We start from the raw sequence: 25,059 nt of genomic DNA, 5'->3' as shown, positions 1-25,059 counted from the left end.
ATGGCAAACGACATCTGCATCGAATTCGACGACGTGGTGGCGGGCTACAAGGATTTCATGATCCTGAACAACCTGTCCTTCAAGGTCAGGCGCGGCTCCATCACCCTGCTGCTGGGCCCCAACGGCGCGGGCAAGTCCACCGTGCTCAAAACCCTGTTCGGCCTGCTCAAGCCGCGCCAGGGCCACATCCTGCTGGACGGCGAGGAGATCTCGGGCGCCAGCCAGAAAGAGCTGCTGGCCAAGGGCATTGCCTTTGTGCCGCAGGGCCGCAACCTGTTCGGGCAGCTGACCGTGTTCCAGAACCTGGAACTGGGCGGCATCACCCTGGGCACCAAGACCACGCATGAGCGCATTCCGGAGGTGCTGGAGTTTTTCCCGCGCGTGAAGGAGCGTTTGCACTCACAGGCCTCGGCGCTGTCGGGCGGCGAGCAAAAGCAGCTCGAGATCGGCCGCGCGCTGCTGCTGCGCCCCAAGGTGCTGCTGATCGACGAACCTTCCATAGGCCTGTCGCCCATGGTGGTGCAGGACGTGTTCAAGCTGCTGAAAAAGCTGGCGGCCCAGGGCACGACGGTGCTGATGGTCGAGCAGAACGTCAAGAGCGCGCTCAAAATATCGGACGACGCCATCGCGCTGGAATCAGGCCAGCTGGTGCTGCACAAAAAAGCCTCCGAACTGCTGGCTGACCCCAACATCGAGCGCCTGTTCCTGGGCGGCGGCCATGTGCCGGGCGCGACCGTGAAGGCCGCCTGATCTGTCTGGAACACCTGACCGGGAGAACACCATGAGCACCGCCACACAAGCCCCCACCGACCGCGAAGCCATCCCCGAAGTCGCCAACCCGCTGGGCATGGACGGCATCGAGTTCATCGAATACACCACCTCCAAGCCGCAGGCCCTGGGCCAGGTGCTGGAGATGATGGGCTTCAGGCCGGTGGCGCGGCACCGTTCTCGCGAAGTCATGCTGTACCGCCAGGGCGGCATGAACGTCATCGTCAACGCCCACATTCCCGCCATGCCCGACGGCGCCGCGCCCACCGACAAGCCGGTGATCGCCGCCGTCGCGCTGCGCGTGCGCGACGCGGCCGAGGCCTACCGCCGCGCGCTCGACCGCGGCGCCTGGGCCGTGCCTTCGCGCGTCGAGGTGATGGAGCTCAACATCCCGGCCATCCACGGTGTGGGCAAGAGCCGCATTTATTTTGTCGACCGCTACGACACCTTCTCGATCTACGACGTGGACTTCGTGCCCATCCCGACCGTGGACCCGCACCCACCCGCCGTGGCCGGCCTGCATTTTTTCGGCGTCGTGCAGTACATCGGCAACGACCGCACCGAGGACTGGGCCGAGTTCTACCGCGAGCTTTTCGGCTTCACCGACCTGCCCGACGACCAGCGCTTCGGCATATTGCCCAAGGGCCGCATCCTGCGCAGTCCCTGCCCGGCGGCCTCGCGTTTTTACCTGCAGCTGATAGAGCCCGAAGCCAGCGTGCTGGACGTGGAAGGCGACGAAGCCCTGCAGCGCGTGGGCCTGGGCAGCCCCGACGTGCTGGCCTCGGTGGCCGAACTCACCAAGCGCGGCGTGGAGTTTGTCGAGTCGCGCGGCGTGCACACCGAGGACCGCGGCGCGCTGACGCGTACCTGGATGGGCAGCGTGAGCTTCGAGCTGGTCCACAACGAGCGCTGAACGGACGGCACACACCATGAGCCACTACAGCGGAAACATTGACGACTTCGGGATGGACACCATCTCGCTCGCGGGGCCGCTGGAGGCCAAGCTCAAGGCCGTGCGCGAAGCCGGCTTCACGCAGATCATGCTGGCCGCCAGGGACATCGTCGGCCATCCCGAGGGCATGCAGGCCGCCGTCGCGGCGGTGCGCGCCAGCGGCCTGCGCGTCACGGGCTTTCAGGTGCTGCGCGACTTCGAGGGCCTGTCGGGCCACCTGCACGACTACAAGATGGACATCGCCAAGTCCATGCTGGACATGTGCCATGCGCTGGACTGCCGGCTGCTGCTGGTCTGCTCCTCGACCTCGGTGCATGCCACGGGCGAGACCGACGCGCTGGTCAAGGACCTGCGTAAGCTGGCCATGCTGGCGATCCCGATGAACATCAAGATCGCCTACGAGGCCCTGTCCTGGGGCCGTGTGGTCAACGAATTTCCGCAGGCCTGGGAGATCATCTGCCAGGCCGACATGCCCAACCTGGGCCTGGGCTTTGACTCCTACCATATGTTCGCCACGAACACCTCGCTGGAGGAGCTCGACATCCTGGACCCGGACAAGATCTTCCTGGTGCAGCTGGCGGACTTCATGTGGACTGAGATCAAGTCGGTCGAGGAGCGCATCGCCACCGCCCGGCATTTCCGCGTGTTTCCGGGCGAGGGTGTGCACAGCGAGGCGCTGGCCACGCTGGTGACCCGGCTGCACGGCCTGGGCTACCGCGGCGACTACAGCTTTGAGGTGTTCAACGACGACTACCAGCAGATGCCCTTGCCCTCGGTGGCAGAGCGCGCCTGGCGCTCGGCCCTGTGGCTGGGTGAAGACGTGCTGCGCCGTTCAGTCCCCTTGCCCAACCAGATGCGTTTAAAGCGGTAAACGATAAGCGGTGAGGCCTTATGCCGGGTTTGATTATTTTGAGAGTCGCATGGAATGAGCAGTATTTTTGAAGGTTTCCTCTCCACGCCCGAAGTCCTGGAGGCGTTCAGCGAGCGCAACTTCATTGATGCGATGCTGCGCTTTGAGGCTTCGCTGGCGCGCGCCCAGGCCGGCGCCGGCCTGATTCCCGAGGCCGCCGCCCAGTCCATCATCGGCACCTGCAAGGTCGAGCTCTTCGACGTCGCCAAGATCGTGCGGGAAAGCGGGCGCGCCGGCAGCATTGCGATCCCGCTGGTCAAAAGTCTCAAGGAGACCGTGGCGCTCTTTAACAAGGAGGCCGCCGCTTATGTGCATTTCGGCTCCACCTCGCAGGACGTCATAGACACCGCGCTGGCGCTGGTGACGCGCAATGCGCTGAACCTGGTCGAGGCCGACATCCGCAAGGCGGTGGCGGCCCTGCTGGTGCTGGCGCGCCGCCACGCGGCCGACCCGGTGATGGCCCGCACCCTGATGCAGCCGGCTTCGGTCACGAGTTTTGGTTTTAAATGCGCGGGCTGGGCCGCGCCGCTGGCGCGCAGCCTGCTGCGCCTGCGTGTCGCCGGCGACAACGCGCTGGCCGTGCAGCTGGGCGGCGCCGTGGGCACGCTGGCGCAAATGCAGGGCAAGGGCCCGCAAATCATCGCCCACATGGCCGCCGACTTGAAGCTCAAGGCCAGCGCCTTTCCCTGGCACACCCAGCGCGACGAATGGGTGGCGCTGGGCTGCGAGCTGGGCTTGCTGGTGGGCAGCCTGGGCAAGGTCGCCAAAGATATTTCGCTGATGGGCCAGTACGAGATCGGCGAGCTGGCCGAACCCACCGAGCCCGGGCGCGGCGGTTCCTCGGCCATGCCGCACAAGCGCAACCCGGTGGCCTGCATGGTGGCGCTGGCCGCCAGCGTGCGCGCGCCGCAGCGCGTGGCCGCCTTGCTGGCCGCCATGCCGCAGGAACACGAGCGCGCGCTGGGCAACTGGCAGGCCGAGCTGGCCGAATGGCCGGGCCTGCTGATGTCGGCGCATGGCTCGGTGCGCGCCATGGCCCATGCACTGCCCGGCCTGCAGGTGGACACCCAGCGCATGCGCGCCAACCTCGATGCGTTGCGCGCTGAGCTGCCGCCGGACGCGGCTGAGGAATGGTTTAACCCCGAACTGGCCAGGCAGGCCGCGGCCCAGGCCTACGCCCAGGCCGATGCGCTGCAGGCCCTGGTTTCGCAACCCGACGACAACAAACGCAGCAAGGTGAGTTCATGAGCAACGCGAAAAGTGACAACGAAAAAGGCATGGTCAACCGCCGCCGCGTGCTCGGCGACGCCTGGGTGGACAAGTCCATCGCCAAAAGCAATGCCTTCAACAGCGAGTTCCAGGACCTGATCACGCGTTATGCCTGGAACGAGATCTGGGGCCGGCCGGCGCTGGGCGACAAGACGCGCCGCCTCATGGTGCTGTCGACCATGATCGCGCTCAAGGCTTATGAGGAGTTCGTGATGCATGTGCGCGCCGCGCTGGACGGCCCGCCCGAATCGCGGCTCACGCCCGACGAGATCAAGGAAGTCATTTTGCAGGCCGCGATTTATTGCGGCGTGCCCGCCGCCAACCATGCGTTTGCGCTGGCCGGCGAGATCCTGCGTGAAAAAGGCCTGCTGCCGCAGGGGCAAGCATGAAAAAACCTTATCTGCACTGGGCCCAGGAGGGCAGCGGACCGGTGGTGGTGCTCAGCCATGCGCTGGGCTGCGAACTCGGCATGTGGGACGGCGTGGCGGCTGCGCTCAAGTCGCGCTATACCGTGCTGCGCTACGACCACCGCGGCCACGGCCGCTCGGAAGCCGTACCCGGCTCCTACAGCATGGCGATGTTGGCCGATGACGCGGCGGGCTTTATCGCGGCGCAGGGCGGCGGCCCCGTGCATTTTGTGGGCCTGAGCATGGGCGGCATGACCGCGCAGGCGCTGGCCGCGGAATATCCCCAGCTGGTCAAAAGCATCACGGTCGCCAATGCCGCGATGTATTACGACGAAGCGGCGCGCGCCATGTGGGCGGCGCGTGTGCAGACGGTGCTGGCCCAGGGCATGGAAGCGATTGCCGACGGCGCGCTGCAGCGCTGGTTCACGCCGGAGTTCCGTGCCGATGAAGCGGGCGGTGGCAAGCAGCGTGTAGCTGCGCTTCGTGAGCGGCTGGTGGGCACCGACGCTGCCGCCTATGCCGCGAGCTGCAAGGCGGTGGCCGGCATAGACTTTCGCGCCAGCAATGGCGGCATCCAGTGCCCGGCCCTGGTGATTGCCGGCACGCGCGACGAGGCCACGCCCGTCGCCATGTCCGAGGCGATCTGCAAAAGCATTCCGGGCGCCCGGCTTGAAACCTTGCCGGCCGCGCACCTGAGCGCGGTCGAGCAGCCGGCTGCCTTTGCCGCATTGCTGGAGCGCTTTTTCGAAAGCCAGGGCTGAGATGGCGCAGCCAGCCGCGGCGCTGCGGGGCATTGCGGTCGCGGGCGCCGGCGTCATAGGCCGGCGGCATATCGAGCTCATACAGGCCAGCCCGCGTACCCGTTTGTGCGCCGTGGTGGATCCGCAGCCGGCCTCGCGCGACTTCGCCGCCGGCCTGGGCGTGCCGCATTTTGAAAGCCTTGAGGCCTTGTTCGCAGGGACGGCCGCAGCTCGCCCCCAGGGGGTGATCCTGGCCACGCCCAACCATTTGCATGTACCCGGTGCGCTGGTCTGCGCGCGCCAGGGCGTGCCGGCGCTGATTGAAAAACCCGTGGCCGATTCGCTGGAGGCCGGCCTGCAATTGGCCGAGGCGCTGGCCAAGCAATCCACACCCATGCTGGTGGGCCACCACAGGCGGCACAGCGGCACGCTGCAGGCGGCGCGGCGCGCCATCCGGTCCGGCCTGCTGGGCCGTGTGGTCACGGTGGCGGGCAGCGCGCAGTTCTACAAGCCGGCCAGCTATTTTGCGCAGGGCGCCTGGCGCGCGCAGGCCGGCGGCGGCCCCATCCTGATCAACCTGATCCACGAGATGGACAACCTGCGCTACCTGTGCGGCGAGCTGGAGTCCGTCCACGCCCTCGCATCCAACGCGGTGCGGCAGTTCGCGGTGGAAGACACGGCCGTGATGACACTGAAATTCGCCAGCGGCGTGCTGGGCACCTTCACGCTCTCGGACACCGTGGCCTCGCCGCGCAGCTGGGAGCAGACCTCGGGCGAGAACACGGCGTATGCACGCTATGCCTCGCAGGACTGCTATTTCATCGCCGGCACACAGGGCTCGCTGGCCGTGCCCACCCTGCAGGCCTGGACCCATGGCCCCGACAGCCGCGGCGAGCCCGGCTGGATGACGCCTTTCACCGAACAGACCCTGGCCCTGGAGGCGGTGGACCCGCTGCAGGCGCAGCTGGACCATTTCTGCGATTTGATGGACGGCAAGGCAGAGCCGATAATCACGGTCGCGGATGCCTTGCAAAGCCTGCTGGCCGTGGAGGCCGTGCGGCGCTCGATCGCCACCGGCGAAACCGTCGCGCTGCGGGACCTCGCAGCCAACCCTCGTCAACCCTGAACCCCTGGAAAGACTTGCTTCATGAAAACAGCCCTGGTCCTCAACGGCCCCAACCTCAACCTGCTGGGCACGCGCGAACCGGCCGTGTACGGCTCGCAGACTTTGGCCGACGTCGAGGCGCTGTGCGTCCAGGCCTGCAAGGCCCACGGCTTCAAGCTGGACTTCCGGCAAAGCAACCACGAAGGCGCGCTGATAGACGCCATCCATGAGGCCGGCCGCGCGCAGGCCGCCGGCACCCTGGCCGGCGTGGTGCTCAACGCGGGCGCATACACCCATACCAGCGTGGCCTTGCACGACGCCATCAAGGGCGCGGGCGTGACGCTGATCGAGCTGCACATCAGCAATGTGCATGCGCGCGAGGCCTTTCGCCACCACTCCTACATCTCGCCGGCCGCCAAGGCCGTCATGGCCGGCTTCGGCGTCAAGGGCTACGCCCTGGCCATCGCAGGCCTGGCCGAACTGGCCGGCTGAAGCGGCCCGGGCGCCGACTGGCATGGCCGCGCCGCCTAAATTCCCGGTTGACGAACGCGAGGTCGAGTTCAGCGCCATACGCGCCCAGGGCGCGGGCGGGCAGAACGTCAACAAGGTTTCCAGCGCGGTGCACCTGCGCTTTGACATCCACGCCTCTTCGCTGCCAGAAGCGATCAAGGAGAGGTTGTTGTGCCTGTCCGACAGCCGCATCACGCAGGAAGGCGTGCTGGTGCTCAAGGCCCAGCAGCACCGCACCCAGGAGATGAACCGCGCCGATGCCTTGGCGCGGCTGCAGGAGGTGGTCGATGGCGTCTCCAATCCGCCCAAGGCGCGGCGGGCGACCAAACCCACTTACGGCTCCAAACAGCGCCGTCTCGCGGGAAAAAGCCAGCGTTCGGAAATCAAGTCTTCACGGGGCAAGGTGGGCGGAGGCGATTGAGCCGCTCAAGTCACCGTATAGCGGCCGGGCTTGTGATTGACCCACAGGAACAGGCTCATCAGCACGGCGGCCATCACGGAGTAGGCTACGCGTTCGGGCGGCACCACCAGCAAGGCCAGCAGCACCACGATAGCGTCAATGGCCATCTGCACTTTGCCTGCGCGCCAGCCGTGCTTTTCCTGCAGGTAGAGCGTCACGATGGTGGCGCCGCCCAGGCTGGCCCGGTGCCGGGCCAGGAAGAGGCAGCCGCTTCCCAGCAGCAGGCCGCCCACCAGCGCGGCATACAGCGGATGAATGTCCGCGATATCAAGCACCCTGGGCGACCAGTCCGCCAGCAGCGACAGCAAGGCGATGGACAGGAATGTCTTGAGGGTGAACTCGCGCCCCATGCGGGTCCATGAGAACCAGTAAAAAGGCAGGTTGACCAGGAAGAACAGCTTGCCGAAACTCACGCCGGTGGCGTAGTGCAGCACAAAGGCCATGCCGGCCGTGCCGCCCGTCAACAGCCCCGCCTGGTTGAAGATCACCATCGCCAGCGACACAAACAAGGTACCCGTAAAGATGCCCTGCGCATCGTCAAAGAGGGTGTGGCGTTCGGGGACTGAGGATTGGGCCATGTCGGAAACTGGAAGAGCGCCTGCGGACGGCACTCCAGGCTCAGCATGATCCGTGCCAAATGGCGTTCACCCGCCAGGCCTGGCCGGTCGATGGAGCGTGGCCAAGGGCGTTACAGGGATTCAGCCCAATGAGGGTGGGTGCAGGAAGCTATAAAAACAATAGCAATTTGCTTTGCGGGGCACCTTGGCAGGCGTGGCGGCCTAAAGCCTGTCCCGCACCTGCGCGGTGATCTCCAGCGAGCGCCGGGCAACCGCCGGGTCGTAAATATGCGTGGTCACCATCAACTCATCCGCCTGGGTCTCGGCGATAAAAGAACGCAAACCCTCCTGGACAGTGGCTGGAGACCCCGCCACCGCATACTTCAACATCCGCTGCGCCCCCACCCGCTCGGCCGGCGACCAGTAGGCGTCGATGTCATCGATGGGCGGCGGCATGGGGCCGGGGGTGCCGCGCAGCAGGTTGGTCATGGCCTGCTGGACCGAGGTGAGCTGGTAGCGCGCGGCTTCGTCGCTGTCGGCGGCCACCACGTTGGCGGCGACCATGGCGTAGGACTTGTCCAACTGCGCCGAGGGTTCGAAGCGGCTGCGGTAGACCTCCAGGGCCTGCATCAGCATGTCGGGCGCGAAGTGCGAGGCAAAGGCAAAGGGCAGGCCCAGCGCGGCGGCCAGCTGGGCGCCGAAGAGGCTGGAGCCGAGTATCCAGAGCGGCACCTTGAGGCCGGCGCCCGGCACGGCGCGGATCCTCTGGCCGGGCTCTATGTCTTCAAAGTAGTAGCGCAGCTCCTGCACGTCCTGCGGGAAGGTGTCGGCATTGTTCTGGTGGTCGCGGCGCAATGCGCGGGCGGTCAGCTGGTCGGTGCCGGGCGCGCGGCCCAGGCCCAAATCAATGCGGCCGGGATAGAGCGAAGCCAGCGTGCCGAACTGCTCGGCGATCACCAGCGGCGAATGGTTGGGCAGCATGACGCCGCCCGACCCCACGCGAATCGTGCTGGTGCCGCCGGCCACATGGCCTATCACCACCGCGGTGGCCGCGCTCGCGATGCCGGGGTTGTTGTGGTGTTCGGCCAGCCAGAAGCGCTGGAAGCCCAGTTGCTCTGCATGCCGGGCCAGGGCCAGGGTGTTGCGAAAAGCGTCGGCGGCGGTGGCACCTTTGACGATGGGGGACAGGTCAAGGACTGAAAAGGGGATCATGGAAATCTGGGATGGCGCCTCGTGAGTGAAGCGCGACGGGCCAGTTTAGGAGCTTCGTGATGGCCGCACGGGTGGCAGGGTATAAACCCTGCATGAGCGATCTCCCGGACATCCAATTGCCCCTCGAGGCTCTGGCACTGCTGCGCACAGCCAGCCGTTTTGAAACCCCTTGCGGCGACGGTGCCATGGTCTGGCACAGCTGGGGCCAGGCCACGCGCCGACCGGGGCTTGCGCCGCTGGTGCTTTTGCACGGCGGCAGCGGCAGCTGGATGCACTGGCTGCGCAACATCGCCGCGCTGGCCGCGTCGGGCCGCTGGCTGCTGGTGCCCGACTTGCCCGGCTTTGGTGATTCAGCGGCGCCGCCGCGCGGCACCGACGCCGACGTGCTGCCCGAGCCGGTGGAGCAGGGCCTGGCCATGCTGGTGGGCGATACGGCCTGCGACCTGGTGGGGTTTTCGTTTGGCGGCATGGTGGCCGGCTTCCTGGCCGAGCGCTTTGCGGCCCGGGCCGCGCGTGTGGTGCTGGTGGGCGCGCCCGGCCTCGGTGTGGCGCCCGAAAAAGCCATACGCCTGCGCGCCTGGCGGCACCTGGCCGATGCGGCCGAGCGCGACGCGATACACCGGCACAACCTCGCGGCGCTGATGCTGCACCGCGAAGAGGCCATCGATGAACTGGCTCTGCGCCTGCACATCGCCAATGTGCTGCGCGACCGCATGAAGGGCCGCAGCCTGGCGCGCACCGATGCGCTGGCGCAGTCGCTGGCGCGGCTGCGCTGCCCGGTGTGGGCGATTTATGGGCGTGAGGATGCGCTGTACCGCGGCAAGCTGGACGCGCTGCGGGAGGCCCTGGCACGGGCCGCGGATTTCAGGGGCCTGGCGCTGGTGGAGGACGCCGGCCACTGGTTGCAGTTTGAGCGGGCCGCTGCTTTCGACAAAGCGCTGCTGGCCGCGCTGCAGGCTTGACTACTTTTCGATCGCAAGCAGTTCGATGTCAAAGGTCAGCGTGGCATTGGGCGGCACCACGCCGGCGACGCCGCGCTCGCCATAAGCCGTGGCGGGCGGGCAGATCAGCGTGGCCTTGCCGCCGACCCTGATTTTCTGCACGCCTTGGGTCCAGCAGGGCACGACACGGTTCAGCGCAAAGCTGGCGGGTGCGCCGCGCTTGTAGGAGCTGTCGAATTCCGTGCCGTTGGCCAGTGTGCCGCGGTAGTGCGCCTTGACCGTGTCAGTCGCCTTGGGCTGCGGGCCGGTGCCTCTGGCTGTGTATACGACCTTGACGCCGCTGGGCAGGGTCTCGGTCGGGGCGGCAAGGGCGGAGGTGGAAATGACGAGGCAGGCCAGTGCGGCGGTCAATGTTTTCATGGGAATCATGGTTTTCATGGCTAAGGGAGCAGGAGGAAGACCTGCGCGGATTATCGCCGCGGCGCCGGCTGGCCTATCATGGACGCATCGGCAGCCGCCCTGCGGCAAACCTTCATCCCCACCAGGAGGACGCCCCCATGAACCATCGCGATGAGCACGATGCCCGCAGGAGAGTTTTTTTGCAGCGCGCCGGCCTCGGGGCCGCGGCCATGGGGTCTTTGCCGCTCCAGGCTTTCGCGGCCGGGCATGAAACCCTGCCCTTCGGCAATGGCGAACGCGAGCTGGTGACCTACCCGGGCAAGCGCCCGCTGCTGCGCGTGACCACGCGGCCGCCGCACCTGGAAACACCGTTCAGCGCTTTCGGCGAAGGGGCGATCACGCCCAACAATGCCTTCTTTGTGCGCTACCACCTGGCCAATATTCCCAAGCGCATAGATGCCGCGACTTACCGGCTGCGCGTGGGCGGCCATGTCAAACAGTCGCTGTCGCTGTCGCTGGCCGAACTCAAGGCCTTGGCCGCGCCCGTTGAGGTGGTGGCCGTCAACCAGTGTTCGGGCAACAGCCGCGGTTTTTTTGAGCCGCGTGTCTTCGGTGCCCAGCTGGGCAATGGCTCCATGGGCAATGCGCGTTGGGTCGGCGTGCCGCTGCGGGCCGTGCTTGAAAAAGCCGGCGTGCTGCCCGGCGCCAAGCAGGTGGCGTTCAACGGCCTGGATACGCCGGTGCTGCCCAAAACACCGGACTTCATCAAGGCCCTGAACATAGACCTGGCGCTCAGTGCAGAGCCCATCGTGGCCTGGTCCATGAACGGCGCCGACATTCCTTTCCTGAACGGCTACCCGATCAAGCTCATCGTGCCCGGCTACTTCGGCACCTACTGGGTCAAGCACCTGAGCGAAATCGTCGTGATGGACCACGGCTTTGACGGTTTTTTCATGTCAACGGCCTACCGCGTGCCCGACAACGCCTGCCAGTGTGTGCCGGCCGGCACGGCGCCCACGGCGACGCGGCCCATCACCACGCTGCCGGTGCGCTCCTTCATCACCAGCGTGGCGGGCGGCGCGCGCGTGCCGACGGGCAAGCCGCTGCAGCTCAAGGGCATTGCCTTTGACGGCGGCAGCGGCATACGCAAGGTCGAAGTGTCGGAAGACGGGCAGCAATGGCGCGAGGCCGTGCTGGGCAAGGACCTGGGGCGGTTCTCGTTCCGCGAATGGAGTTTCGGCATGGCAGCGCCGCGCAAGGGCGAACTCAAGCTCATGGTGCGCGCCACCAATATGCAGGGCGATGTGCAGCCCGCCACGGCCAGCTGGAACCCGGGCGGTTATGCGCGCAACGTTGTTGAAACCACGCGCCTGCTCGCGGTCTAGGAGATCGCCATGAACATCCTCAACTTGATTGCCGTGCGTGCCCTGTCCGCAGCCGTTTTGGCCATGGGCTGCGGCGCCATATGGGCGCAAGCCGTGCAGAGCGTGACCCTGCCGCTGGAAACCGCCAGGCTCAAGTCCTCCAAGCTGGCCGGCTACCAGCTCGCGCTGCAGAAATGCGGCATCTGCCATTCGGCCGACTACATCAGCCAGCAGCCCCCGGCCATGACGGCCGCGCAGTGGACCGCCGAGGTGCGCAAGATGGAGCATGCTTATGCCGCGCCGCTCAGCGACGGCGACGTGGCGCAGATCGGCGAATACCTGGCCGTGACCTATGGCGGCGCCAAACCCACGCTGGGGCCGGTGGCGGCGGCAACGCCGGCTCCTGCCGCGGCTCCCGGCACGCCCGCCGCGGCCGTCGACGTGCAGGCCGTGCTCAAGGCCAATGCCTGCCTGGGCTGCCATGCGGTGGCGCAGAAAATCGTCGGGCCGGCCTACCACGACGTCGCGGCCAAGTACAAAAGCGACCCACAGGCCCAGGCCAGGCTGGAGGCCAGCATCAAGGCCGGTGGTTCGGGCAAATGGGGGCCGGTGGTGATGCCGCCTTTTGCCAACCTGAGCCCGCAGGAGCTCAAGGCCCTGGCGGCTTTTGTGTTGAAACAATAGGCCTGCTTGGTCTTCCAAAGCTCTAAAATTGGTAAGGCCAACGTACCCGGCATTGAATTGGCCTTACCTTTTTGGGTCGCAACCCACTGGCAAAACCCGCCGTCGCATAAACTGCAATTCACGCAGAGGACTCATGCTGGACCCACTCAAACAGGTCGACAACCGTCGGCTCTACCAACAAATTGCCGACCAGATTCGCGCCTTCATTGACAAGGGCAACTACACCGCGGGTGCGCGGCTGCCGCCGGAGCGCGATCTGGCCCAGCAGCTGGGCGTCTCGCGCCCCTCGGTGCGCGAGGCGCTGATTGCGCTGGAAATCGAGGGCAGCGTGGAAGTGCGCATGGGCGCCGGCGTGTATGTCTGCAGCGCGGCCCAGCGCAAGCCGCAGGCCCTGGCCGCCATGGGTGAAAGCCCGATCGAGCTGATGCAGGCGCGCGCCGCCATCGAGGGAACCGTCGTACTGCAGGCCTGCGCCAAAGCCACGCCCGAAGCGCTGTCGGCGCTGCGCCAGATTCTGGACAACATGCTGTCCGCCGTGGCGCAAAACCGCTCGCCCCTGGCCTTTGACCGGCAGTTTCACCAGACGATTGCGGCCATGACAGGCAACTCCGTGCTGGAGCGGCTGGTGGGGGAGTTATTTGACGAGCGCCACAGCCCGATTGCCGCGCGCCTGAGCGCGCATTCCGAAACCGGCCAGACCTGGGCCATTGCGCTGCAGGAGCACGAGGCCATCTTGCGCGCCCTGGAGAGCCGGGACGTGCTGGCCGCACAGACCGCCATGCGCGCGCACCTGCAGGCCTCCGAGCAGCGCTGGGTCGAGAGCCGCCGCGAATGGTCATGAGCTAGTCAACTTTCCCCTGGTCAGGCCTGTGCAATTGCGCAGGCTTTTTTTTGTCTTTTCACGCTGGTTGGGCTCTCAGGCCACGGGTAAGCACCAATACACAGGCACTCCCTGGTAAGGCCAAATACGCGAATTGTGTCAGGTGGCCTTACCAATTTGCGGAGCGGCAAATTCATCCCTGCCGGTCCCCCTGGCCCACCAAGAGGAGTTCGCATTGCTGTCATCCGTGTCCGATCCCGTCCGTCCCGAGGCGCCAAGCCCTGCCGAGGCGGGCGTGTTGTTGCGCCTGGAAGGGATTACCAAACGCTTTCCGGGGGTGCTGGCACTCGATGGCGTGAGCTTTGAGGTGCGAAGTGGCGAGGTTCACGCGGTGTGCGGCGAAAACGGCGCGGGCAAATCGACGCTGATGAAGGTGATCAGCGGCCAGTACCAGCCCGATGCGGGGGCCCTGCATTACCGCGGCGAGGTCTGCCGCTTCCAATCCCCCGCCGAATCCGAGGCTGTCGGCATTGCCATCATTCACCAGGAGCTGAACCTGGCGCCGCACCTCACGGTGGCCGAAAACATTTACCTGGCCCGCGAGCCACGTAAGGGCTGGCTGATTGACCGGGCGGCACTGCGCCGCCAGGCACAGCAGTGCCTGGACCGGCTGGGACTGGACATCGCACCGGACGCGCTGGTCAAAACCCTGTCGGTCGCCCAGCAGCAGATGGTGGAAATTGCCAAGGCGCTGTCGCTCAACGCCCAGGTGCTCATCATGGACGAGCCCACGTCCTCCCTCACGGAGTCGGAGACCGAGACGCTGTTTGCCATCATCCACGAACTCAAGCGCTCGGGGGTGGGGATTGTCTACATCTCCCACCGCCTCGACGAGCTGGCGCTCATCGTGGACCGGGTCACCGTCTTGCGCGACGGGCGCTATGTGTCCACCGAACAGCTGGCCGACACCAGCGTGGAAGAGATCGTGGCCAAGATGGTGGGGCGCCCGCTGGACGATGTATTCCCCAAGAGAACATCCGTGCCCACGACCGAGGTGTTGTTGCGCGTGCAGGGCCTGACGCGCCAAGGTGTGTTCCACGACGTGAACTTTGAACTGCGCCGCGGCGAAATCCTGGGCTTTGCAGGGCTCATGGGGGCCGGCCGCACCGAAGTGGCCCGCGCCATTTTTGGCGCCGACCCCATAGCCGCCGGTGAGGTGTTTCTGGGCGGGCAGCGCCTGGCCATCCGCTCGCCGCGCGATGCCGTGCGCCAGGGGCTGGCCTACCTGTCGGAGGACCGCAAGCACGACGGGCTGGCATTGAAGATGACGGTGGCGCAGAACATCACGCTGGCCCACATGGAGGCCGTGTCCAACCGCGCGGGCATGATCCAGTTTGCCAAAGAGCAGGATGCCGCGCGCCACTACATCGGCGCGCTCGACATCCGCACGCCCAGCAGCAGCCAGATCGTGCGCCTGCTCTCGGGCGGCAACCAGCAAAAACTCGTGATCAGCAAATGGCTGTTCCGTGAATCACGCGTGCTGTTCTTTGACGAGCCCACTCGCGGCATTGACGTGGGCGCCAAGTACGCGATCTACCAGTTGCTGGACCAGCTCGCGGGCCAGGGCATCGGCGTCGTTTTGATCAGCTCCGAGCTGCCCGAAATCATGGGGATGACCGACCGTGTCGCGGTCTTCCATGAAGGCCGCCTGGTCACCATACGCCCCACCCGCGAGACCCATCAGGAGGAGCTCATGCATTACGCCTCCGGCCGCAGCGTGCCCTCTGCCAGCTGACCCGCTGAGCCCTCCAAGACCCTTTCCCCGGACCCCACCATGACCGAACAACAACAAGACCTGTTTCAAAAATTTGCCGCGCTCGCCAGCCTGCTGGGACTCATCGCCATCTTCTCGTTCACCAGCAACGCCTTCTTCAGCGTGGGCAACGGCATGACCGTGGCGCTCCAGGTGACGTCCATTGCCTATCTTGGCATCGCGGCGACCTGCGTGATCATCACCGGCGGTATTGACCTCTCGGTAGGCGCCATCCTGGCGCTGGCCGGCGTCGTGGCGGCCATGCTGGTCAAGGCGGGCGCGCCCGTGCCGCTGGGCATGTTTGCCGGCCTGCTGGTCGGCGGGCTGTGCGGGCTGATCAACGGCCTGTGCGTGACGGTGCTCAAACTGCCGCCCTTTATTGCCACCCTGGGAATGATGCTGGTGGCACGCGGCGTGGCCTTGCAGCTGACCGATGCCCGCGCGATCAGCGGCCTGGGCGACAGCTTTGCGGAACTGGGCAACGGAGCCTTGTTCCGCATCGTCAATATCGGTGCGGACGGCTTCCCCGATGTGGTGTTCGTCGGCATTCCCTATCCCGTGGTGCTCATGGTCGTGCTGGCGCTGGCCGTCTCCATCCTGCTGAACCGCGCCACACTGGGGCGCCATCTTTACGCCATCGGCTCCAACCTGGAAGCCGCCCGGCTCTCGGGCGTGAACGTCAAGGGCGTGACGCTGTTTGCCTATGTGCTTTCCGGCCTGCTGGCCGGGCTGACCGGCTGCGTGCTGATGTCGCGCCTGGTCACGGCCCAGCCCAGTGAGGGCCTGATGTACGAATTGGATGCCATTGCCGCCGCGGTGATAGGCGGCACCTCGCTCACGGGCGGTGTGGGCACGGTGTCGGGCACCGTCATTGGCGCGTTCGTGATTGGCATCCTGCGCAACGGTTTGAACATGAGCGGCGTGTCCGCGTTCACCCAGCAAATTCTGATTGGCGTCGTCATCCTCCTGGCCGTCTGGATCGACCAGATGCGCCATCGCAAGTGATCCCTACCGGCAGGGCTTACCGGGACTTCGAGAGACAACCTCTACAACCACCCATGAGGAAAGAAATGAAAAAATTTATCCACACCCTGATCGCAGCCGCCCTGGTGGCTGCGTCGTCGATGGCCCTGGCCGCCGACAAGGAAATTGCCGTCATCGTGAAGACCGCCAACTCGGACTTCTGGCAAAACGTGAAAAAAGGCTCCAACGCCGCCGTGGGCAGCCTCAAGGGCTACACCGCCACCTTCCAGGGCGCGGCATCCGACACCGACCTGGCCGGGCAGGTATCCCTGGTGGAAAACGCCGTGAACCGCAAGGTCGCCGGCATTGTGCTGGCCCCTTCGGATCCGGATGCCCTGATCCCCGCCATCAAAAAGGCCTGGGAAGCCAAGATTCCGGTCGTGTTGATTGACTCCGCCGCATCGGATGCCGGCAAGGCTTATTACCAGTCCTTCCTGGCCACCGACAACAAGGCCGCCGGGGAAATGTCCGCCAAGACGCTGATCGACAAGATCGGTACCACCGGCAAGATTGCCATCATGTCCTACACCGCGGGCTCGGGCTCCGAAATCGGCCGCGTGGGCGGTTTCACCGACTACATCAAGAAGCACTCCAAGCTGCAGATCGTGGGCCCCTTCTACTCCAACTCGCAGATGGGTACCGCACTGAACCAGACCACCGACGTGCTGGCCGCCAATCCCGACCTCAAGGGCATTTTCGGTGCCAACGAACCCACCGCCATCGGCATGGGCCGCGCACTGGTTCAAGCGGGCAAAGCCGGCAAAGTGGTCGCCATCGGCTTTGACGGCAACTCCGACCTGCAAGGTTTTGTGAAAGACGGCACCATCGAGGCGATTGCCGTGCAAAGTGCCTTCGAGATGGGCAACCTGGGCGTAAAGACCGTGGCGGAAATTGTGGAAGGCAAAAAAGTGCCGGCTTTCCGCGACACCGGTGTGTTGATGGTCAACAAGAAAAACATCGACACGCCCGCCGCCAAGAACGTTCTCTACTGAACCACCCGAACCCAAGGATACCTCCGGCACCGGCTGCCGGAGGAGGGCCTATGCACACCACGGATTTGAAATACCTTTCCCGCCCAGCCTGAGAAATCCCCATGCTGATCGACGCGCACCAGCATTTCTGGAACCTGGCGGACCGCACCGGCCACTGGCCGCCGGCCACCCTGGCAGCCATCCATCGCGACTTTGGCCCCGCCGACTTGCGGCCTGAGCTGGCGCGATGCGAGGTGGCCGCTACCGTGCTGGTTCAATCGCTGCCCACCATTGGCGACACGCACTACCTGCTGGAGATAGCGCAGCGCAATCCCTTTGTGCTGGGTGTCGTGGGCTGGGTGGACCTGCTCGCCGCGGATGCCCCCGCGCAAATTGCGGCGCTGGCGCGTCACCCCAAGCTCAAGGGGCTGCGCCCCATGCTGCAGGACCTACCCGATACCGATTGGATCAGCAACCCCGCGCTGGAGCCTGCCCTGCGCGCCATGCAAACCCAGGGACTGGTATTCGATGCCCTGGTGCTGCCCGGGCATCTGCCGGCGCTGCAGGCCATGGCCCAGCGCCATCCCTCGCTGTCCATCGTCATCGACCACGCCGCCAAGCCTGAAATCGCCCTGGCGCGGCTGGAGCCCTGGCGCGCCCATATGCAGGCGCTGGCAAGCCTGCCCCAGGTGCACTGCAAGCTGTCCGGGCTGCTCACCGAGGCCGGCGCCCATCCCACCGCGCAGGCCTTGGGCCCATATGTGGACCATGTCCTGAAGGTCTTCGGGGTGCGGCGATTGATGTGGGGCAGTGACTGGCCGGTACTGGAACTGGCAGCTGACTACCCGGGCTGGCTGGCCATGGCCCGAGCCCTGTGCCGCGCTCACCCGGGCATGGACGAGGCCGGCATGGCGGCCATCTTTGGCGGCAATGCGCGCCGCCTGTACCACCTTGACTAACGCATAGACGGAGATTGCATGCAACGAATGGGATGGGTCATTGGTATCGACCCCCAACACATCGCCGAATACAAGCGCCTGCACGCGGCCGTCTGGCCCGCCGTGCTGCAGCGCATTCGCCAGTCGCAGCTGCGCAACTACAGCATCTTTCTGCGGGAGCCGGAAAACCTGCTGTTCGGCTACTGGGAATACCACGGCCAGGACTTCGACGCGGACATGGCGGCTATCGCAGCCGATTCAGAGACACAGCGTTGGTGGGCCCTGTGCGGCCCCTGCCAGCGACCCCTTGAAACCCGCGGCCCGGGCGAGCACTGGGCCGCCATGGAATCCGTCTTCCACATCGACTAACACTCACCACTTCCACTCAAGGATCTCTATGCTGACAGTCATTTGCGAAACTCCCGGCGTGCTGCGCACGGTCGAAGCGGCCATGCCCATACGCAATGAAGGCGATGTGCTGCTGCGCATCCGCCGCGTGGGGGTGTGCGGCACCGATCTGCACATCTTCACCGGCACACAACCCTTCCTGGCCTATCCACGCGTCATGGGCCACGAAGTCGCGGGTACGGTGGAGGAAGCTCCGGCGGGCAGTTCCCTCCAGCCCGGCGACACGGTCTTTGTCATGCCTTACCTGTCCTGCGGCCGCTGTGTCGCCTGCCGCCAGGGCAAGACCAATTGCTGCGTCCACATCCAGGTGCTGGGCGTGCACCGCGACGGCGCCTTCACCGAGTATTTGAACGTACCCGCGCAGTTTGTGCGCAAGGCGGAGGGTGTCTCACTGGACCAGGCCGCCATGCTGGAATTCCTGGCCATTGGTGCCCACGCCGTGCGCCGCGCCGACGTACAGTCCGGCCAGCGCGTGCTGGTGGTGGGGACGGGCCCCATCGGCATGGCCGTCCTGCTGTTCGCCGGCCTGCGCGGCGGCCAGGTCACTGCGCTGGACACGCGAAAGGAGCGGGTGGACTTCTGCAAACAACACCTGGGTGCGCATGCGGGTGTCTTGATCGCCGACAACGACGTGGACGAGCTGCGCGCGCTGACGGACGGAGATTTTTACGATGTCGTTTTTGACGCCACGGGCAACGCACGGGCCATGGAGCGCGGCTTCCAGTTCATTGCCCATGGCGGCAAGTATGTGCTGGTGTCGATCGTACGGGACAACATCACCTTCGCTGATCCGGAGTTTCACAAACGCGAGGCTACGCTGCTGGGCAGCCGCAATGCCACCATGGAAGACTTTGAAACGGTGCTGGAGGCGATGCGGGGCGGCAAAATCCCCACCGCGGCACTCAACACCCATCGCATGGCGCTGGCCGATGTGCCCGCCCAATTCGCCACCTTGCTGGACCCCACGCAGGGTGTGGTCAAGGCGCTGATCGAATGCTGAGCGGAGCTTGCACGTGAGCACGCCCATCCTCCAGTTCGGCACCGGGCGCTTTCTGCAGGCGCATGCGGACCTGTTTGTGTCCCAGGCCCTGGCTCAAGGCCAGGCGCTGGGCGGCATTACCGTCGTGCAGAGCACGGACAGTCCGCAGAGCAGCGCGCGCGCCGCGGCACTGGCACACGGCTACCGCGTGGAATTGCGGGGCATGCAACAGGGCCGGCGTATCGAGGAAGCCGTGCAGGTGAACGCGGTACAAACCGTCTGGCATGCCCGCCGCGACTGGGCACAGTTGCGCGATGCCATGGCCACCACGGTGCAGGTCATCATCTCCAACACGGCGGATATGGGCTATGTGCTGGACGACTCCGACACCGCGGCGCTGCTGCGCAGCCCCACGGCGGCGCCGCGCAGCTACCCGGCCAAGCTGGTGGCGCTTTTGCACCACCGCTGGCAGCAGCAGCCGCAGGCTCCCCTGACGCTATACCCCTGCGAACTGGTCAGCCGCAACGGCGACACGCTGCGCAAGCTGGTAGCCACGCTGGCGCAGGGCTGGGGCCTTGCACCCGACTTCCTTCGTTATGTGCGGGAGCACTGCGTGTGGGTCAATTCACTGGTGGACCGCATCGTCTCGTCTCCGCTGGAGCCCGCCGGCGCGGTCGCCGAGCCCTATGCGCTGTGGGCCATCGAGCGCCGGCCGCGCATGGTGCTTCCTTGCAGCCACCCCGCCATGGTGGTAACGGATGCACTGGCCCCCTTTGAGCAGCGCAAGCTCTGGCTGCTGAACCTGGGCCACACGATACTGGCCGAGCGCTGGCAGCTGATGAGCGGTGCCGCCGACATGACCGTGGTGCAGGCCATGCACACCCCGGCGCTGCGCACCCTGCTGGAGGCCGTGTGGGCCGACGAGGTGCTGCCGGTATTTGACGCCGAGGGCTCAGGCCCCGAGGCCCGCGCCTACCTGGTGGAGTTGCGCGACCGTCTGCTCAACCCGTTTCTGGAACACCGCCTGGCCGACATTGCCAAAGACCACGCGCAGAAGAAGCTGCGCCGCCTGGCACCCGTGGTGGAGCGCGCCGTGGCGCTGCAACTGCCCATCGCACAGACCCAGCTGCGCAATGCGCTGGCCGATACCGGAGGCACCCCGTGCGCTCCCTGAAGTGCCGGCAGGCCACCCGCTTTTGATGGCATGCTGCGATGCAACATCCCACGCCGCGGGCCCTGATGTCTGTCTTCTCTCCGAGGAAAAAGGAGCCAGACCCCCAGCGCCCGGGCGTGGAGCCGAAATTCGCCGCAATTGCGCCTGCGGGGTTACCATGCGTGAACGATTCACTCCGTGGTGATCCCATGGTGGCACTTGCCGCACAATTCGATCCGCCGCGCCGGCTGTATAAAAAAGTCAGCGACCGGCCGCAGGACTGGCTAGGCACCACGCCGCTGCTGGACCTGGACGACACCAAGCTGCGCCTGAAGGCCCGCGCGCTGGTCCAGCTGTGCCGCACCGATCGCGACAAGGCGCTGGCCATCTACCGCTTCGTCAAGCACCTGCCGTATACCAAGCGGGTCAAGCTGCAGTACCCGACGGCCCGCGACGTGCTCGAGGCGCGCGGAGGCGACGGCGATGACAAGGTGACTTTGCTGATCGCGCTGATGCGCTCCGCCGGCATCCCGGCGCGGGTGCGCTACATGGAGATGAACGGCGAAATGCTGCGCGGCCTGATCCCCAGGGCCACGCCGGCGGCGCGCCCGCTGGCGGAGTTCTGGCTGGGCCATTGGGTTCGCACAGACACCTTCATTTTTGATGCCGAATACGTGGCCGCCGCCCTCGAACACCTGAAAGCCAACGGCTGGGCATGCGGCTGGGGCATACACGTCAATGCCCAGCTTTTGTGGGACGGGAAGAACGACGCCTTCCTGGGCGGCAAGCCCAGCGAGCAGGACCCCATGATCAAGCGGCTTCTGTGCGTGGTGAGCGATCCACTGGAGCTGGTGTCTGCCGCCCTGGGGGGCAGCGGGCTGCGCTACCGCCGGTCGCTGCGGGCCTTGCACTGGAATATGCTGGCGCCCACCATGATCAAAGCCATTCGTGAGCTGCGGGCCAGCTCCCGTTCTTCTTGAAATAGCGTTAACAGGCCCTAGCCGATTCGCCGCAGCAACTCCGGCACCGATGAGACCAGCATGGCCAGGCCGGAGCAGGTCAGCAGGCTCAGCACCAGCCTGCGAAAGGCCAGGTCGCTGATACCGGTGTAAAGCCGTCCGCCCAGCCAGGCGGAAATGAGCGCCGCGGGCGCCACGATGGCCAGCATGGGCAGCGTCTCGCGGCTGACCAGGCCGGCCGCTCCATAGCTGGCCATGGTGACGGTCAGTACCGCCAGGTTGAAGTTCTGGATGACGGCGCGCTGGTCCGCTTTCTCGTAGCCCCGCAGGGTGCACCACAGCGTCGGAATGACGCCGCTGAAACCACCCAGGGCACCCATGAAGCCGCCGGCAACGCCTGCCGCGCCGTCGGCGATGCGCCCTCCATGGTGGATGCGCGGAAGCTTGCCCGAAAACAGCATGGCCGGGCACCATGCCGCCAGCAACACGCCGAGGAACAGCTTGAACAGCTGGACATCAAGCCGGGGCAACAGCAGCAAGCCCAGTGGCAGCCCCAGCAGGCCGCCTGCCAGAAACGGCAGCAGGCGCTTCCAGTCGGTGTTGCGGCCGACCGTGAAGGCCGCCATGAGCTGGCCCGTCAGCCCGCCGAACACCGCCATCACAGCCGCCAGCTTCGGGTCTATGGCCCAGGCCCAGAACGACATGGCGACCAGGCTGAAGCCAAAGCCCGACAGGCCCTGGACAAAGCCCGCCGCCGCCGCGCCCGCGACGATCAGGACAATCTGCGCGTCCAACTCAGGCGTAATCGCTCACGGGCACGCAGCTGCAGAACAGATTGCGGTCGCCGTAGACGTTGTCGACCCGGCCCACGGGCGGCCAGTACTTGGCCTGCTTGAGCGAAGCCAGCGGGAAGCCACCGGTTTCGCGCGAGTAGGGCCTGTCCCAGCCGTCGCCCAGCAGGCTGGCCGCGGTGTGCGGCGCATGCTTGAGCGGGTTGTTGTCCTGCGGCCATTGGCCGGCTTCCACTTTGCGGATCTCGTCGCGTATCGCGATCATCGCGTCAATGAAACGGTCCAGCTCGGCCAGGGTTTCGCTTTCGGTGGGCTCCACCATCAGCGTGCCGGGCACGGGAAAGCTCAGCGTGGGCGCATGGAAACCGTAGTCCATCAGGCGCTTGGCCACGTCCTCGGCGCTGACGCCGCTGGTTTCCTTGAGCGGGCGCAGGTCCAGGATGCACTCGTGGGCCACATGGCCGTTTTCGCTGGCGTACAGCGTCGGGTAGTGGTCTTTCAGGCGCGAGCTGATGTAGTTGGCGCTCAGGATGGCGACCTCGGTCGCCTGCGTCAGGCCCTCGGGGCCCATCATGCGGCAGTACATCCAGCTGATGGGCAGCACCGCGGCATTGCCCAGGGGCGCCGCCGAGACGGCGCCCACGCCGTTGCCGGGAATGCCCGCCGTCGCATGGCCGGGCAGGTAGGGCACCAGGTCGGCCACCACGCAGACCGGGCCCACGCCCGGGCCGCCGCCGCCGTGCGGGATGCAGAAGGTCTTGTGCAGGTTCAGGTGGCTCACGTCGCCGCCGAACTCGCCGGGCGCGGCCACGCCGACCAGCGCGTTCATGTTGGCGCCGTCGACGTAGACGCGGCCGCCGTGGCTGTGCACCATGGCGCAGAGTTCTTTGACCTGGGTTTCAAACACGCCGTGCGTGCTCGGGTAGGTGATCATCACGCAGGCCAGCTTGTCGCTGTGCTGTTCGCATTTGGCCTTGAGGTCGGCCATGTCCACGTTGCCGCGCGCGTCGCAGGCGGTCACGACCACGCTCATGCCCACCATCTGCGCGCTGGCCGGGTTGGTGCCGTGGGCCGAGGACGGGATCAGGCAGATGTTGCGGTGGCCCTGGCCCTTGGCTTCATGGAAGGCCTTGATGGCCAGCAGGCCGGCGTACTCGCCCTGCGAGCCGGCGTTGGGCTGCAAGCTGATGCCGGCATAGCCGGTGGCCTGGCACAGCCAGTCGCGCAACTGCTTGTCGAGCTCGGCATAGCCTTGCAGCTGGTCGGCGGGCGCGAAGGGATGGATGTTGGCGAACTCGGGCCAGGTGACGGGAATCATCTCGCTGGTCGCGTTGAGCTTCATGGTGCAGCTGCCCAGCGGGATCATGCTGCGGTCCAGCGCCAGGTCCTTGTCGCTGAGCATGCGGATGTAGCGCAGCATGCCGGTTTCGGAATGGTGGGTGTTGAACACCGGGTGCGCGAGGAAAGGCGTGGCGCGGCGCAGCTCGGCGGGGATCAGCGATTCCACGCCTTTTTCGAAGGCGCTCACCACGGGGATCGTCTGGCCGGGTTTGGCGAAGAAGGACCAGAGCAGTTCGATGTCCTTGCGGCTGGTGGTTTCGTCCAGCGACACGCCCAGGTGGTTGTTCAGGCGAAAGCGCAGGTTGGCGCCGGCCTGGCGCGCGCGCTCGGCGATCGCGGTGGTCGCGTCGCCGGTCTTCACGGTCACGGAATCGAAGGCGCCGGTGTTGGTGATTTCGTAGCCCAGCTCCTGCAGGCCGCGCACAAAGACGGCGGTGTAGGCCGCCACGCGCTCGGCGATGCGCTTGAGGCCCTGCGGGCCGTGGTAGACGGCGTACATGCTGGCGATCACCGCCGGCAGCACCTGCGCGGTGCAGATGTTGGAAGTGGCTTTTTCGCGGCGTATGTGCTGCTCGCGCGTCTGCAGTGCCAGGCGATAGGTCGGGTTGCCGTGGCTGTCGACGCTGACGCCGACCAGGCGTCCCGGCAGCGAGCGCTTGAACTCGTCGCGGCAGGCCAGGTAAGCCGCGTGCGGGCCGCCGTTGCCCATGGGCATGCCGAAGCGCTGGGTGTTGCCCAGCACGATGTCGGCGTCCCATTCGCCGGGCGGGGCCAGCAAGGTGAGCGCCAGCAGGTCGGCCGCGACGCACAGCGCCGCGCCGTCGACGTGGGCCTGGCCCGCGAGCGGGCGCAGGTCATGGATGCTGCCGGTGGTGGCCGGGTACTGGGCCAGCACGCCGAAGTAATCGCCCTCGGCCATCAGCTGCGGCACCGTGACGGCCGCCGTGCTGACCTTGACCGTGATGCCCAGCGGTTTGGCGCGGGTCTGTATCACTTCGATGGTCTGCGGATGGCAGTCGCCCGCCACGATGAAGACATTGCTCTTGCTTTTGACGCTGCGCTTGGCCAGGGTCATGGCCTCGGCGGCGGCCGTGGCCTCGTCGAGCATGGAGGCGTTGGCAATCGGCATGCCGGTCAGGTCGCAGACCATGGTCTGGAAATTGATCAGCGCTTCCATGCGGCCCTGCGAGATTTCGGCCTGGTAAGGCGTGTAGGCGGTGTACCAGGCGGGGTTCTCGAGGATGTTGCGCAGGATCACGCCCGGCGTGTAGGTGCCATAGTAGCCCTGGCCTATGAAGTTCTTGAACACCTTGTTTTTGGCCGCAATGGCCTTGAGCTGCTTGAGCGCGGCGGCTTCCGTGACCGGGGCCGGGATGGCCATGGGCGTGCTGCGCGCGATGGAGCGCGGAACAATGCCCTCGACCAGCTCGCGGCGCGAGGCCGAGCCCACGACACTGAGCATGTGGACTTCGTCGGTTTCGTCGATGCCGATGTGGCGGGCGATGAATTCGGAAGGGTTTTCAAGATCGCCCAGGGGCTTGGCGGTTTGCATCAACATGTCGGGTTCCGTGTCAGGCTTGGCAGC

Annotated in this window: 26 protein-coding genes; 21 read left to right on the top strand and 5 right to left on the bottom strand. The window is 66.0% G+C overall.

Features of this window, described 5'->3' with window-relative positions:
* The 9 genes from AC1DUN_RS20845 to arfB are packed head-to-tail and all read left to right on the top strand — an operon-like array spanning window position 1 to window position 7,082.
* Complete coding sequence (locus AC1DUN_RS20845) at window positions 1–750, top strand: ABC transporter ATP-binding protein (RefSeq protein WP_477715643.1); 750 nt, start codon at window positions 1–3, stop codon at window positions 748–750.
* Between the two features lie 31 nt (window positions 751–781).
* Window positions 782–1,681 (top strand): 4-hydroxyphenylpyruvate dioxygenase, encoded by a 900-nt coding sequence (locus AC1DUN_RS20840; protein WP_477715642.1) that lies wholly within the window; start codon window positions 782–784, stop codon window positions 1,679–1,681.
* Window positions 1,682–1,697: 16 nt separating this feature from the next.
* Entirely contained in the window at window positions 1,698–2,591 is an 894-nt protein-coding gene (locus AC1DUN_RS20835; RefSeq protein ID WP_477715641.1) for a sugar phosphate isomerase/epimerase family protein, read from the top strand.
* 54 nt (window positions 2,592–2,645) lie between these two features.
* Window positions 2,646–3,878: a 3-carboxy-cis,cis-muconate cycloisomerase gene (pcaB, locus tag AC1DUN_RS20830; protein WP_477715640.1), complete on the top strand. Its 1,233-nt coding sequence runs from the start codon at window positions 2,646–2,648 to the stop codon at window positions 3,876–3,878.
* Window positions 3,875–4,288 carry a carboxymuconolactone decarboxylase family protein gene (locus AC1DUN_RS20825; protein WP_074575517.1) on the top strand — a complete coding sequence of 138 codons (414 nt, stop codon included), beginning with the start codon at window positions 3,875–3,877 and terminating at the stop codon, window positions 4,286–4,288. Before pcaB ends, AC1DUN_RS20825 begins: the two co-directional genes overlap by 4 nt.
* The gene (locus tag AC1DUN_RS20820) at window positions 4,285–5,067 is read left to right on the top strand and encodes an alpha/beta fold hydrolase (RefSeq protein ID WP_477715639.1); all 783 of its coding nucleotides are present in this window, start codon (window positions 4,285–4,287) and stop codon (window positions 5,065–5,067) included. The genes AC1DUN_RS20825 and AC1DUN_RS20820 overlap by 4 nt, the downstream gene beginning before the upstream one ends.
* Window position 5,068: 1 nt before the next feature.
* Entirely contained in the window at window positions 5,069–6,172 is a 1,104-nt protein-coding gene (locus AC1DUN_RS20815; RefSeq protein ID WP_477715638.1) for a Gfo/Idh/MocA family protein, read from the top strand.
* 21 nt (window positions 6,173–6,193) lie between these two features.
* Window positions 6,194–6,643, top strand: a complete 450-nt coding sequence (gene aroQ / locus AC1DUN_RS20810; protein ID WP_413329618.1) for a type II 3-dehydroquinate dehydratase — start codon at window positions 6,194–6,196, stop codon at window positions 6,641–6,643.
* A gap of 22 nt (window positions 6,644–6,665) precedes the next feature.
* Window positions 6,666–7,082 (top strand): alternative ribosome rescue aminoacyl-tRNA hydrolase ArfB, encoded by a 417-nt coding sequence (arfB, locus tag AC1DUN_RS20805; RefSeq protein ID WP_477715637.1) that lies wholly within the window; start codon window positions 6,666–6,668, stop codon window positions 7,080–7,082.
* Window positions 7,083–7,087: 5 nt separating this feature from the next.
* Here the strand turns inward: arfB and AC1DUN_RS20800 are convergent, their stop codons facing one another.
* The gene (locus AC1DUN_RS20800; RefSeq protein ID WP_477715636.1) at window positions 7,088–7,699 is read right to left on the bottom strand and encodes a DUF6198 family protein; all 612 of its coding nucleotides are present in this window, start codon (window positions 7,697–7,699) and stop codon (window positions 7,088–7,090) included.
* Window positions 7,700–7,900: 201 nt separating this feature from the next.
* Window positions 7,901–8,890 (bottom strand): LLM class flavin-dependent oxidoreductase, encoded by a 990-nt coding sequence (locus AC1DUN_RS20795; RefSeq protein ID WP_477715635.1) that lies wholly within the window; start codon window positions 8,888–8,890, stop codon window positions 7,901–7,903.
* A gap of 92 nt (window positions 8,891–8,982) precedes the next feature.
* Between AC1DUN_RS20795 and AC1DUN_RS20790 the strand changes: the two genes are divergently transcribed.
* Window positions 8,983–9,852 carry an alpha/beta fold hydrolase gene (locus AC1DUN_RS20790; protein ID WP_477715634.1) on the top strand — a complete coding sequence of 290 codons (870 nt, stop codon included), beginning with the start codon at window positions 8,983–8,985 and terminating at the stop codon, window positions 9,850–9,852.
* Here AC1DUN_RS20790 and AC1DUN_RS20785 read toward each other — a convergent pair whose 3' ends face one another.
* Window positions 9,853–10,251, bottom strand: a complete 399-nt coding sequence (locus AC1DUN_RS20785) for an FKBP-type peptidyl-prolyl cis-trans isomerase (RefSeq protein ID WP_477715633.1) — start codon at window positions 10,249–10,251, stop codon at window positions 9,853–9,855.
* 137 nt (window positions 10,252–10,388) lie between these two features.
* Between AC1DUN_RS20785 and sorA the strand changes: the two genes are divergently transcribed.
* The 11 genes from sorA to AC1DUN_RS20730 all read left to right on the top strand — a co-directional run bounded on the left by sorA (window position 10,389) and on the right by AC1DUN_RS20730 (window position 21,363).
* Window positions 10,389–11,615 carry a SorA family sulfite dehydrogenase catalytic subunit gene (sorA, locus tag AC1DUN_RS20780; RefSeq protein ID WP_477715632.1) on the top strand — a complete coding sequence of 409 codons (1,227 nt, stop codon included), beginning with the start codon at window positions 10,389–10,391 and terminating at the stop codon, window positions 11,613–11,615.
* A gap of 9 nt (window positions 11,616–11,624) precedes the next feature.
* On the top strand, window positions 11,625–12,278 hold the full coding sequence (gene sorB, locus AC1DUN_RS20775) for a SorB family sulfite dehydrogenase c-type cytochrome subunit (protein WP_477715631.1): 654 nt from the start codon (window positions 11,625–11,627) through the stop codon (window positions 12,276–12,278).
* A gap of 133 nt (window positions 12,279–12,411) precedes the next feature.
* Entirely contained in the window at window positions 12,412–13,119 is a 708-nt protein-coding gene (locus AC1DUN_RS20770) for a FadR/GntR family transcriptional regulator (protein WP_477715630.1), read from the top strand.
* 217 nt (window positions 13,120–13,336) lie between these two features.
* Entirely contained in the window at window positions 13,337–14,893 is a 1,557-nt protein-coding gene (locus AC1DUN_RS20765) for a sugar ABC transporter ATP-binding protein (RefSeq protein WP_477715652.1), read from the top strand.
* A 39-nt stretch (window positions 14,894–14,932) separates the two neighbouring features.
* Window positions 14,933–15,916 (top strand): ABC transporter permease, encoded by a 984-nt coding sequence (locus tag AC1DUN_RS20760; protein ID WP_477715629.1) that lies wholly within the window; start codon window positions 14,933–14,935, stop codon window positions 15,914–15,916.
* Between the two features lie 65 nt (window positions 15,917–15,981).
* On the top strand, window positions 15,982–16,926 hold the full coding sequence (locus AC1DUN_RS20755; protein WP_477715628.1) for a substrate-binding domain-containing protein: 945 nt from the start codon (window positions 15,982–15,984) through the stop codon (window positions 16,924–16,926).
* A 101-nt stretch (window positions 16,927–17,027) separates the two neighbouring features.
* Window positions 17,028–17,864 (top strand): amidohydrolase family protein, encoded by an 837-nt coding sequence (locus AC1DUN_RS20750; RefSeq protein ID WP_477715627.1) that lies wholly within the window; start codon window positions 17,028–17,030, stop codon window positions 17,862–17,864.
* Between the two features lie 18 nt (window positions 17,865–17,882).
* Window positions 17,883–18,212 carry an L-rhamnose mutarotase gene (locus AC1DUN_RS20745; RefSeq protein WP_477715626.1) on the top strand — a complete coding sequence of 110 codons (330 nt, stop codon included), beginning with the start codon at window positions 17,883–17,885 and terminating at the stop codon, window positions 18,210–18,212.
* Window positions 18,213–18,240: 28 nt separating this feature from the next.
* Window positions 18,241–19,251, top strand: a complete 1,011-nt coding sequence (locus AC1DUN_RS20740) for a zinc-binding alcohol dehydrogenase family protein (protein ID WP_477715625.1) — start codon at window positions 18,241–18,243, stop codon at window positions 19,249–19,251.
* Between the two features lie 13 nt (window positions 19,252–19,264).
* Window positions 19,265–20,404: a mannitol dehydrogenase family protein gene (locus AC1DUN_RS20735; protein WP_477715624.1), complete on the top strand. Its 1,140-nt coding sequence runs from the start codon at window positions 19,265–19,267 to the stop codon at window positions 20,402–20,404.
* 188 nt (window positions 20,405–20,592) lie between these two features.
* Entirely contained in the window at window positions 20,593–21,363 is a 771-nt protein-coding gene (locus AC1DUN_RS20730) for a transglutaminase-like domain-containing protein (protein ID WP_477715623.1), read from the top strand.
* 17 nt (window positions 21,364–21,380) lie between these two features.
* On the opposite strand, the gene AC1DUN_RS20725 is transcribed toward AC1DUN_RS20730, so the two are convergent.
* Together AC1DUN_RS20725 and gcvP are read right to left on the bottom strand one after the other, a co-directional pair.
* Window positions 21,381–22,136: a sulfite exporter TauE/SafE family protein gene (locus AC1DUN_RS20725; RefSeq protein WP_477715622.1), complete on the bottom strand. Its 756-nt coding sequence runs from the start codon at window positions 22,134–22,136 to the stop codon at window positions 21,381–21,383.
* Window position 22,137: 1 nt separating this feature from the next.
* Window positions 22,138–25,032 carry an aminomethyl-transferring glycine dehydrogenase gene (gene gcvP, locus AC1DUN_RS20720; RefSeq protein ID WP_477715621.1) on the bottom strand — a complete coding sequence of 965 codons (2,895 nt, stop codon included), beginning with the start codon at window positions 25,030–25,032 and terminating at the stop codon, window positions 22,138–22,140.
* Window positions 25,033–25,059 lie beyond the last annotated feature (27 nt).

This window comes from Polaromonas sp. P4_F6 (assembly GCF_056401275.1).
The sequence above is the reverse complement of the archived record's forward strand: the minus strand, read 5'-3'. Positions and strand labels throughout refer to the sequence as shown.

Coding starts and splice junctions, on each gene's coding strand:
- AC1DUN_RS20770 (WP_477715630.1), top strand. CDS start 12,412: ATGCTGGACCCACTCAAACAGGTCGACAACCGTCGGCTCTACCAACAA.
- AC1DUN_RS20820 (WP_477715639.1), top strand. CDS start 4,285: ATGAAAAAACCTTATCTGCACTGGGCCCAGGAGGGCAGCGGACCGGTG.
- AC1DUN_RS20760 (WP_477715629.1), top strand. CDS start 14,933: ATGACCGAACAACAACAAGACCTGTTTCAAAAATTTGCCGCGCTCGCC.
- gcvP (WP_477715621.1), bottom strand. CDS start 25,032: ATGTTGATGCAAACCGCCAAGCCCCTGGGCGATCTTGAAAACCCTTCC.
- AC1DUN_RS20745 (WP_477715626.1), top strand. CDS start 17,883: ATGCAACGAATGGGATGGGTCATTGGTATCGACCCCCAACACATCGCC.
- pcaB (WP_477715640.1), top strand. CDS start 2,646: ATGAGCAGTATTTTTGAAGGTTTCCTCTCCACGCCCGAAGTCCTGGAG.
- AC1DUN_RS20835 (WP_477715641.1), top strand. CDS start 1,698: ATGAGCCACTACAGCGGAAACATTGACGACTTCGGGATGGACACCATC.
- AC1DUN_RS20845 (WP_477715643.1), top strand. CDS start 1: ATGGCAAACGACATCTGCATCGAATTCGACGACGTGGTGGCGGGCTAC.
- AC1DUN_RS20790 (WP_477715634.1), top strand. CDS start 8,983: ATGAGCGATCTCCCGGACATCCAATTGCCCCTCGAGGCTCTGGCACTG.
- sorA (WP_477715632.1), top strand. CDS start 10,389: ATGAACCATCGCGATGAGCACGATGCCCGCAGGAGAGTTTTTTTGCAG.
- arfB (WP_477715637.1), top strand. CDS start 6,666: ATGGCCGCGCCGCCTAAATTCCCGGTTGACGAACGCGAGGTCGAGTTC.
- AC1DUN_RS20755 (WP_477715628.1), top strand. CDS start 15,982: ATGAAAAAATTTATCCACACCCTGATCGCAGCCGCCCTGGTGGCTGCG.
- aroQ (WP_413329618.1), top strand. CDS start 6,194: ATGAAAACAGCCCTGGTCCTCAACGGCCCCAACCTCAACCTGCTGGGC.
- AC1DUN_RS20825 (WP_074575517.1), top strand. CDS start 3,875: ATGAGCAACGCGAAAAGTGACAACGAAAAAGGCATGGTCAACCGCCGC.
- AC1DUN_RS20795 (WP_477715635.1), bottom strand. CDS start 8,890: ATGATCCCCTTTTCAGTCCTTGACCTGTCCCCCATCGTCAAAGGTGCC.
- AC1DUN_RS20815 (WP_477715638.1), top strand. CDS start 5,069: ATGGCGCAGCCAGCCGCGGCGCTGCGGGGCATTGCGGTCGCGGGCGCC.
- AC1DUN_RS20740 (WP_477715625.1), top strand. CDS start 18,241: ATGCTGACAGTCATTTGCGAAACTCCCGGCGTGCTGCGCACGGTCGAA.
- AC1DUN_RS20840 (WP_477715642.1), top strand. CDS start 782: ATGAGCACCGCCACACAAGCCCCCACCGACCGCGAAGCCATCCCCGAA.
- AC1DUN_RS20750 (WP_477715627.1), top strand. CDS start 17,028: ATGCTGATCGACGCGCACCAGCATTTCTGGAACCTGGCGGACCGCACC.
- AC1DUN_RS20730 (WP_477715623.1), top strand. CDS start 20,593: ATGGTGGCACTTGCCGCACAATTCGATCCGCCGCGCCGGCTGTATAAA.
- sorB (WP_477715631.1), top strand. CDS start 11,625: ATGAACATCCTCAACTTGATTGCCGTGCGTGCCCTGTCCGCAGCCGTT.
- AC1DUN_RS20800 (WP_477715636.1), bottom strand. CDS start 7,699: ATGGCCCAATCCTCAGTCCCCGAACGCCACACCCTCTTTGACGATGCG.
- AC1DUN_RS20785 (WP_477715633.1), bottom strand. CDS start 10,251: ATGAAAACATTGACCGCCGCACTGGCCTGCCTCGTCATTTCCACCTCC.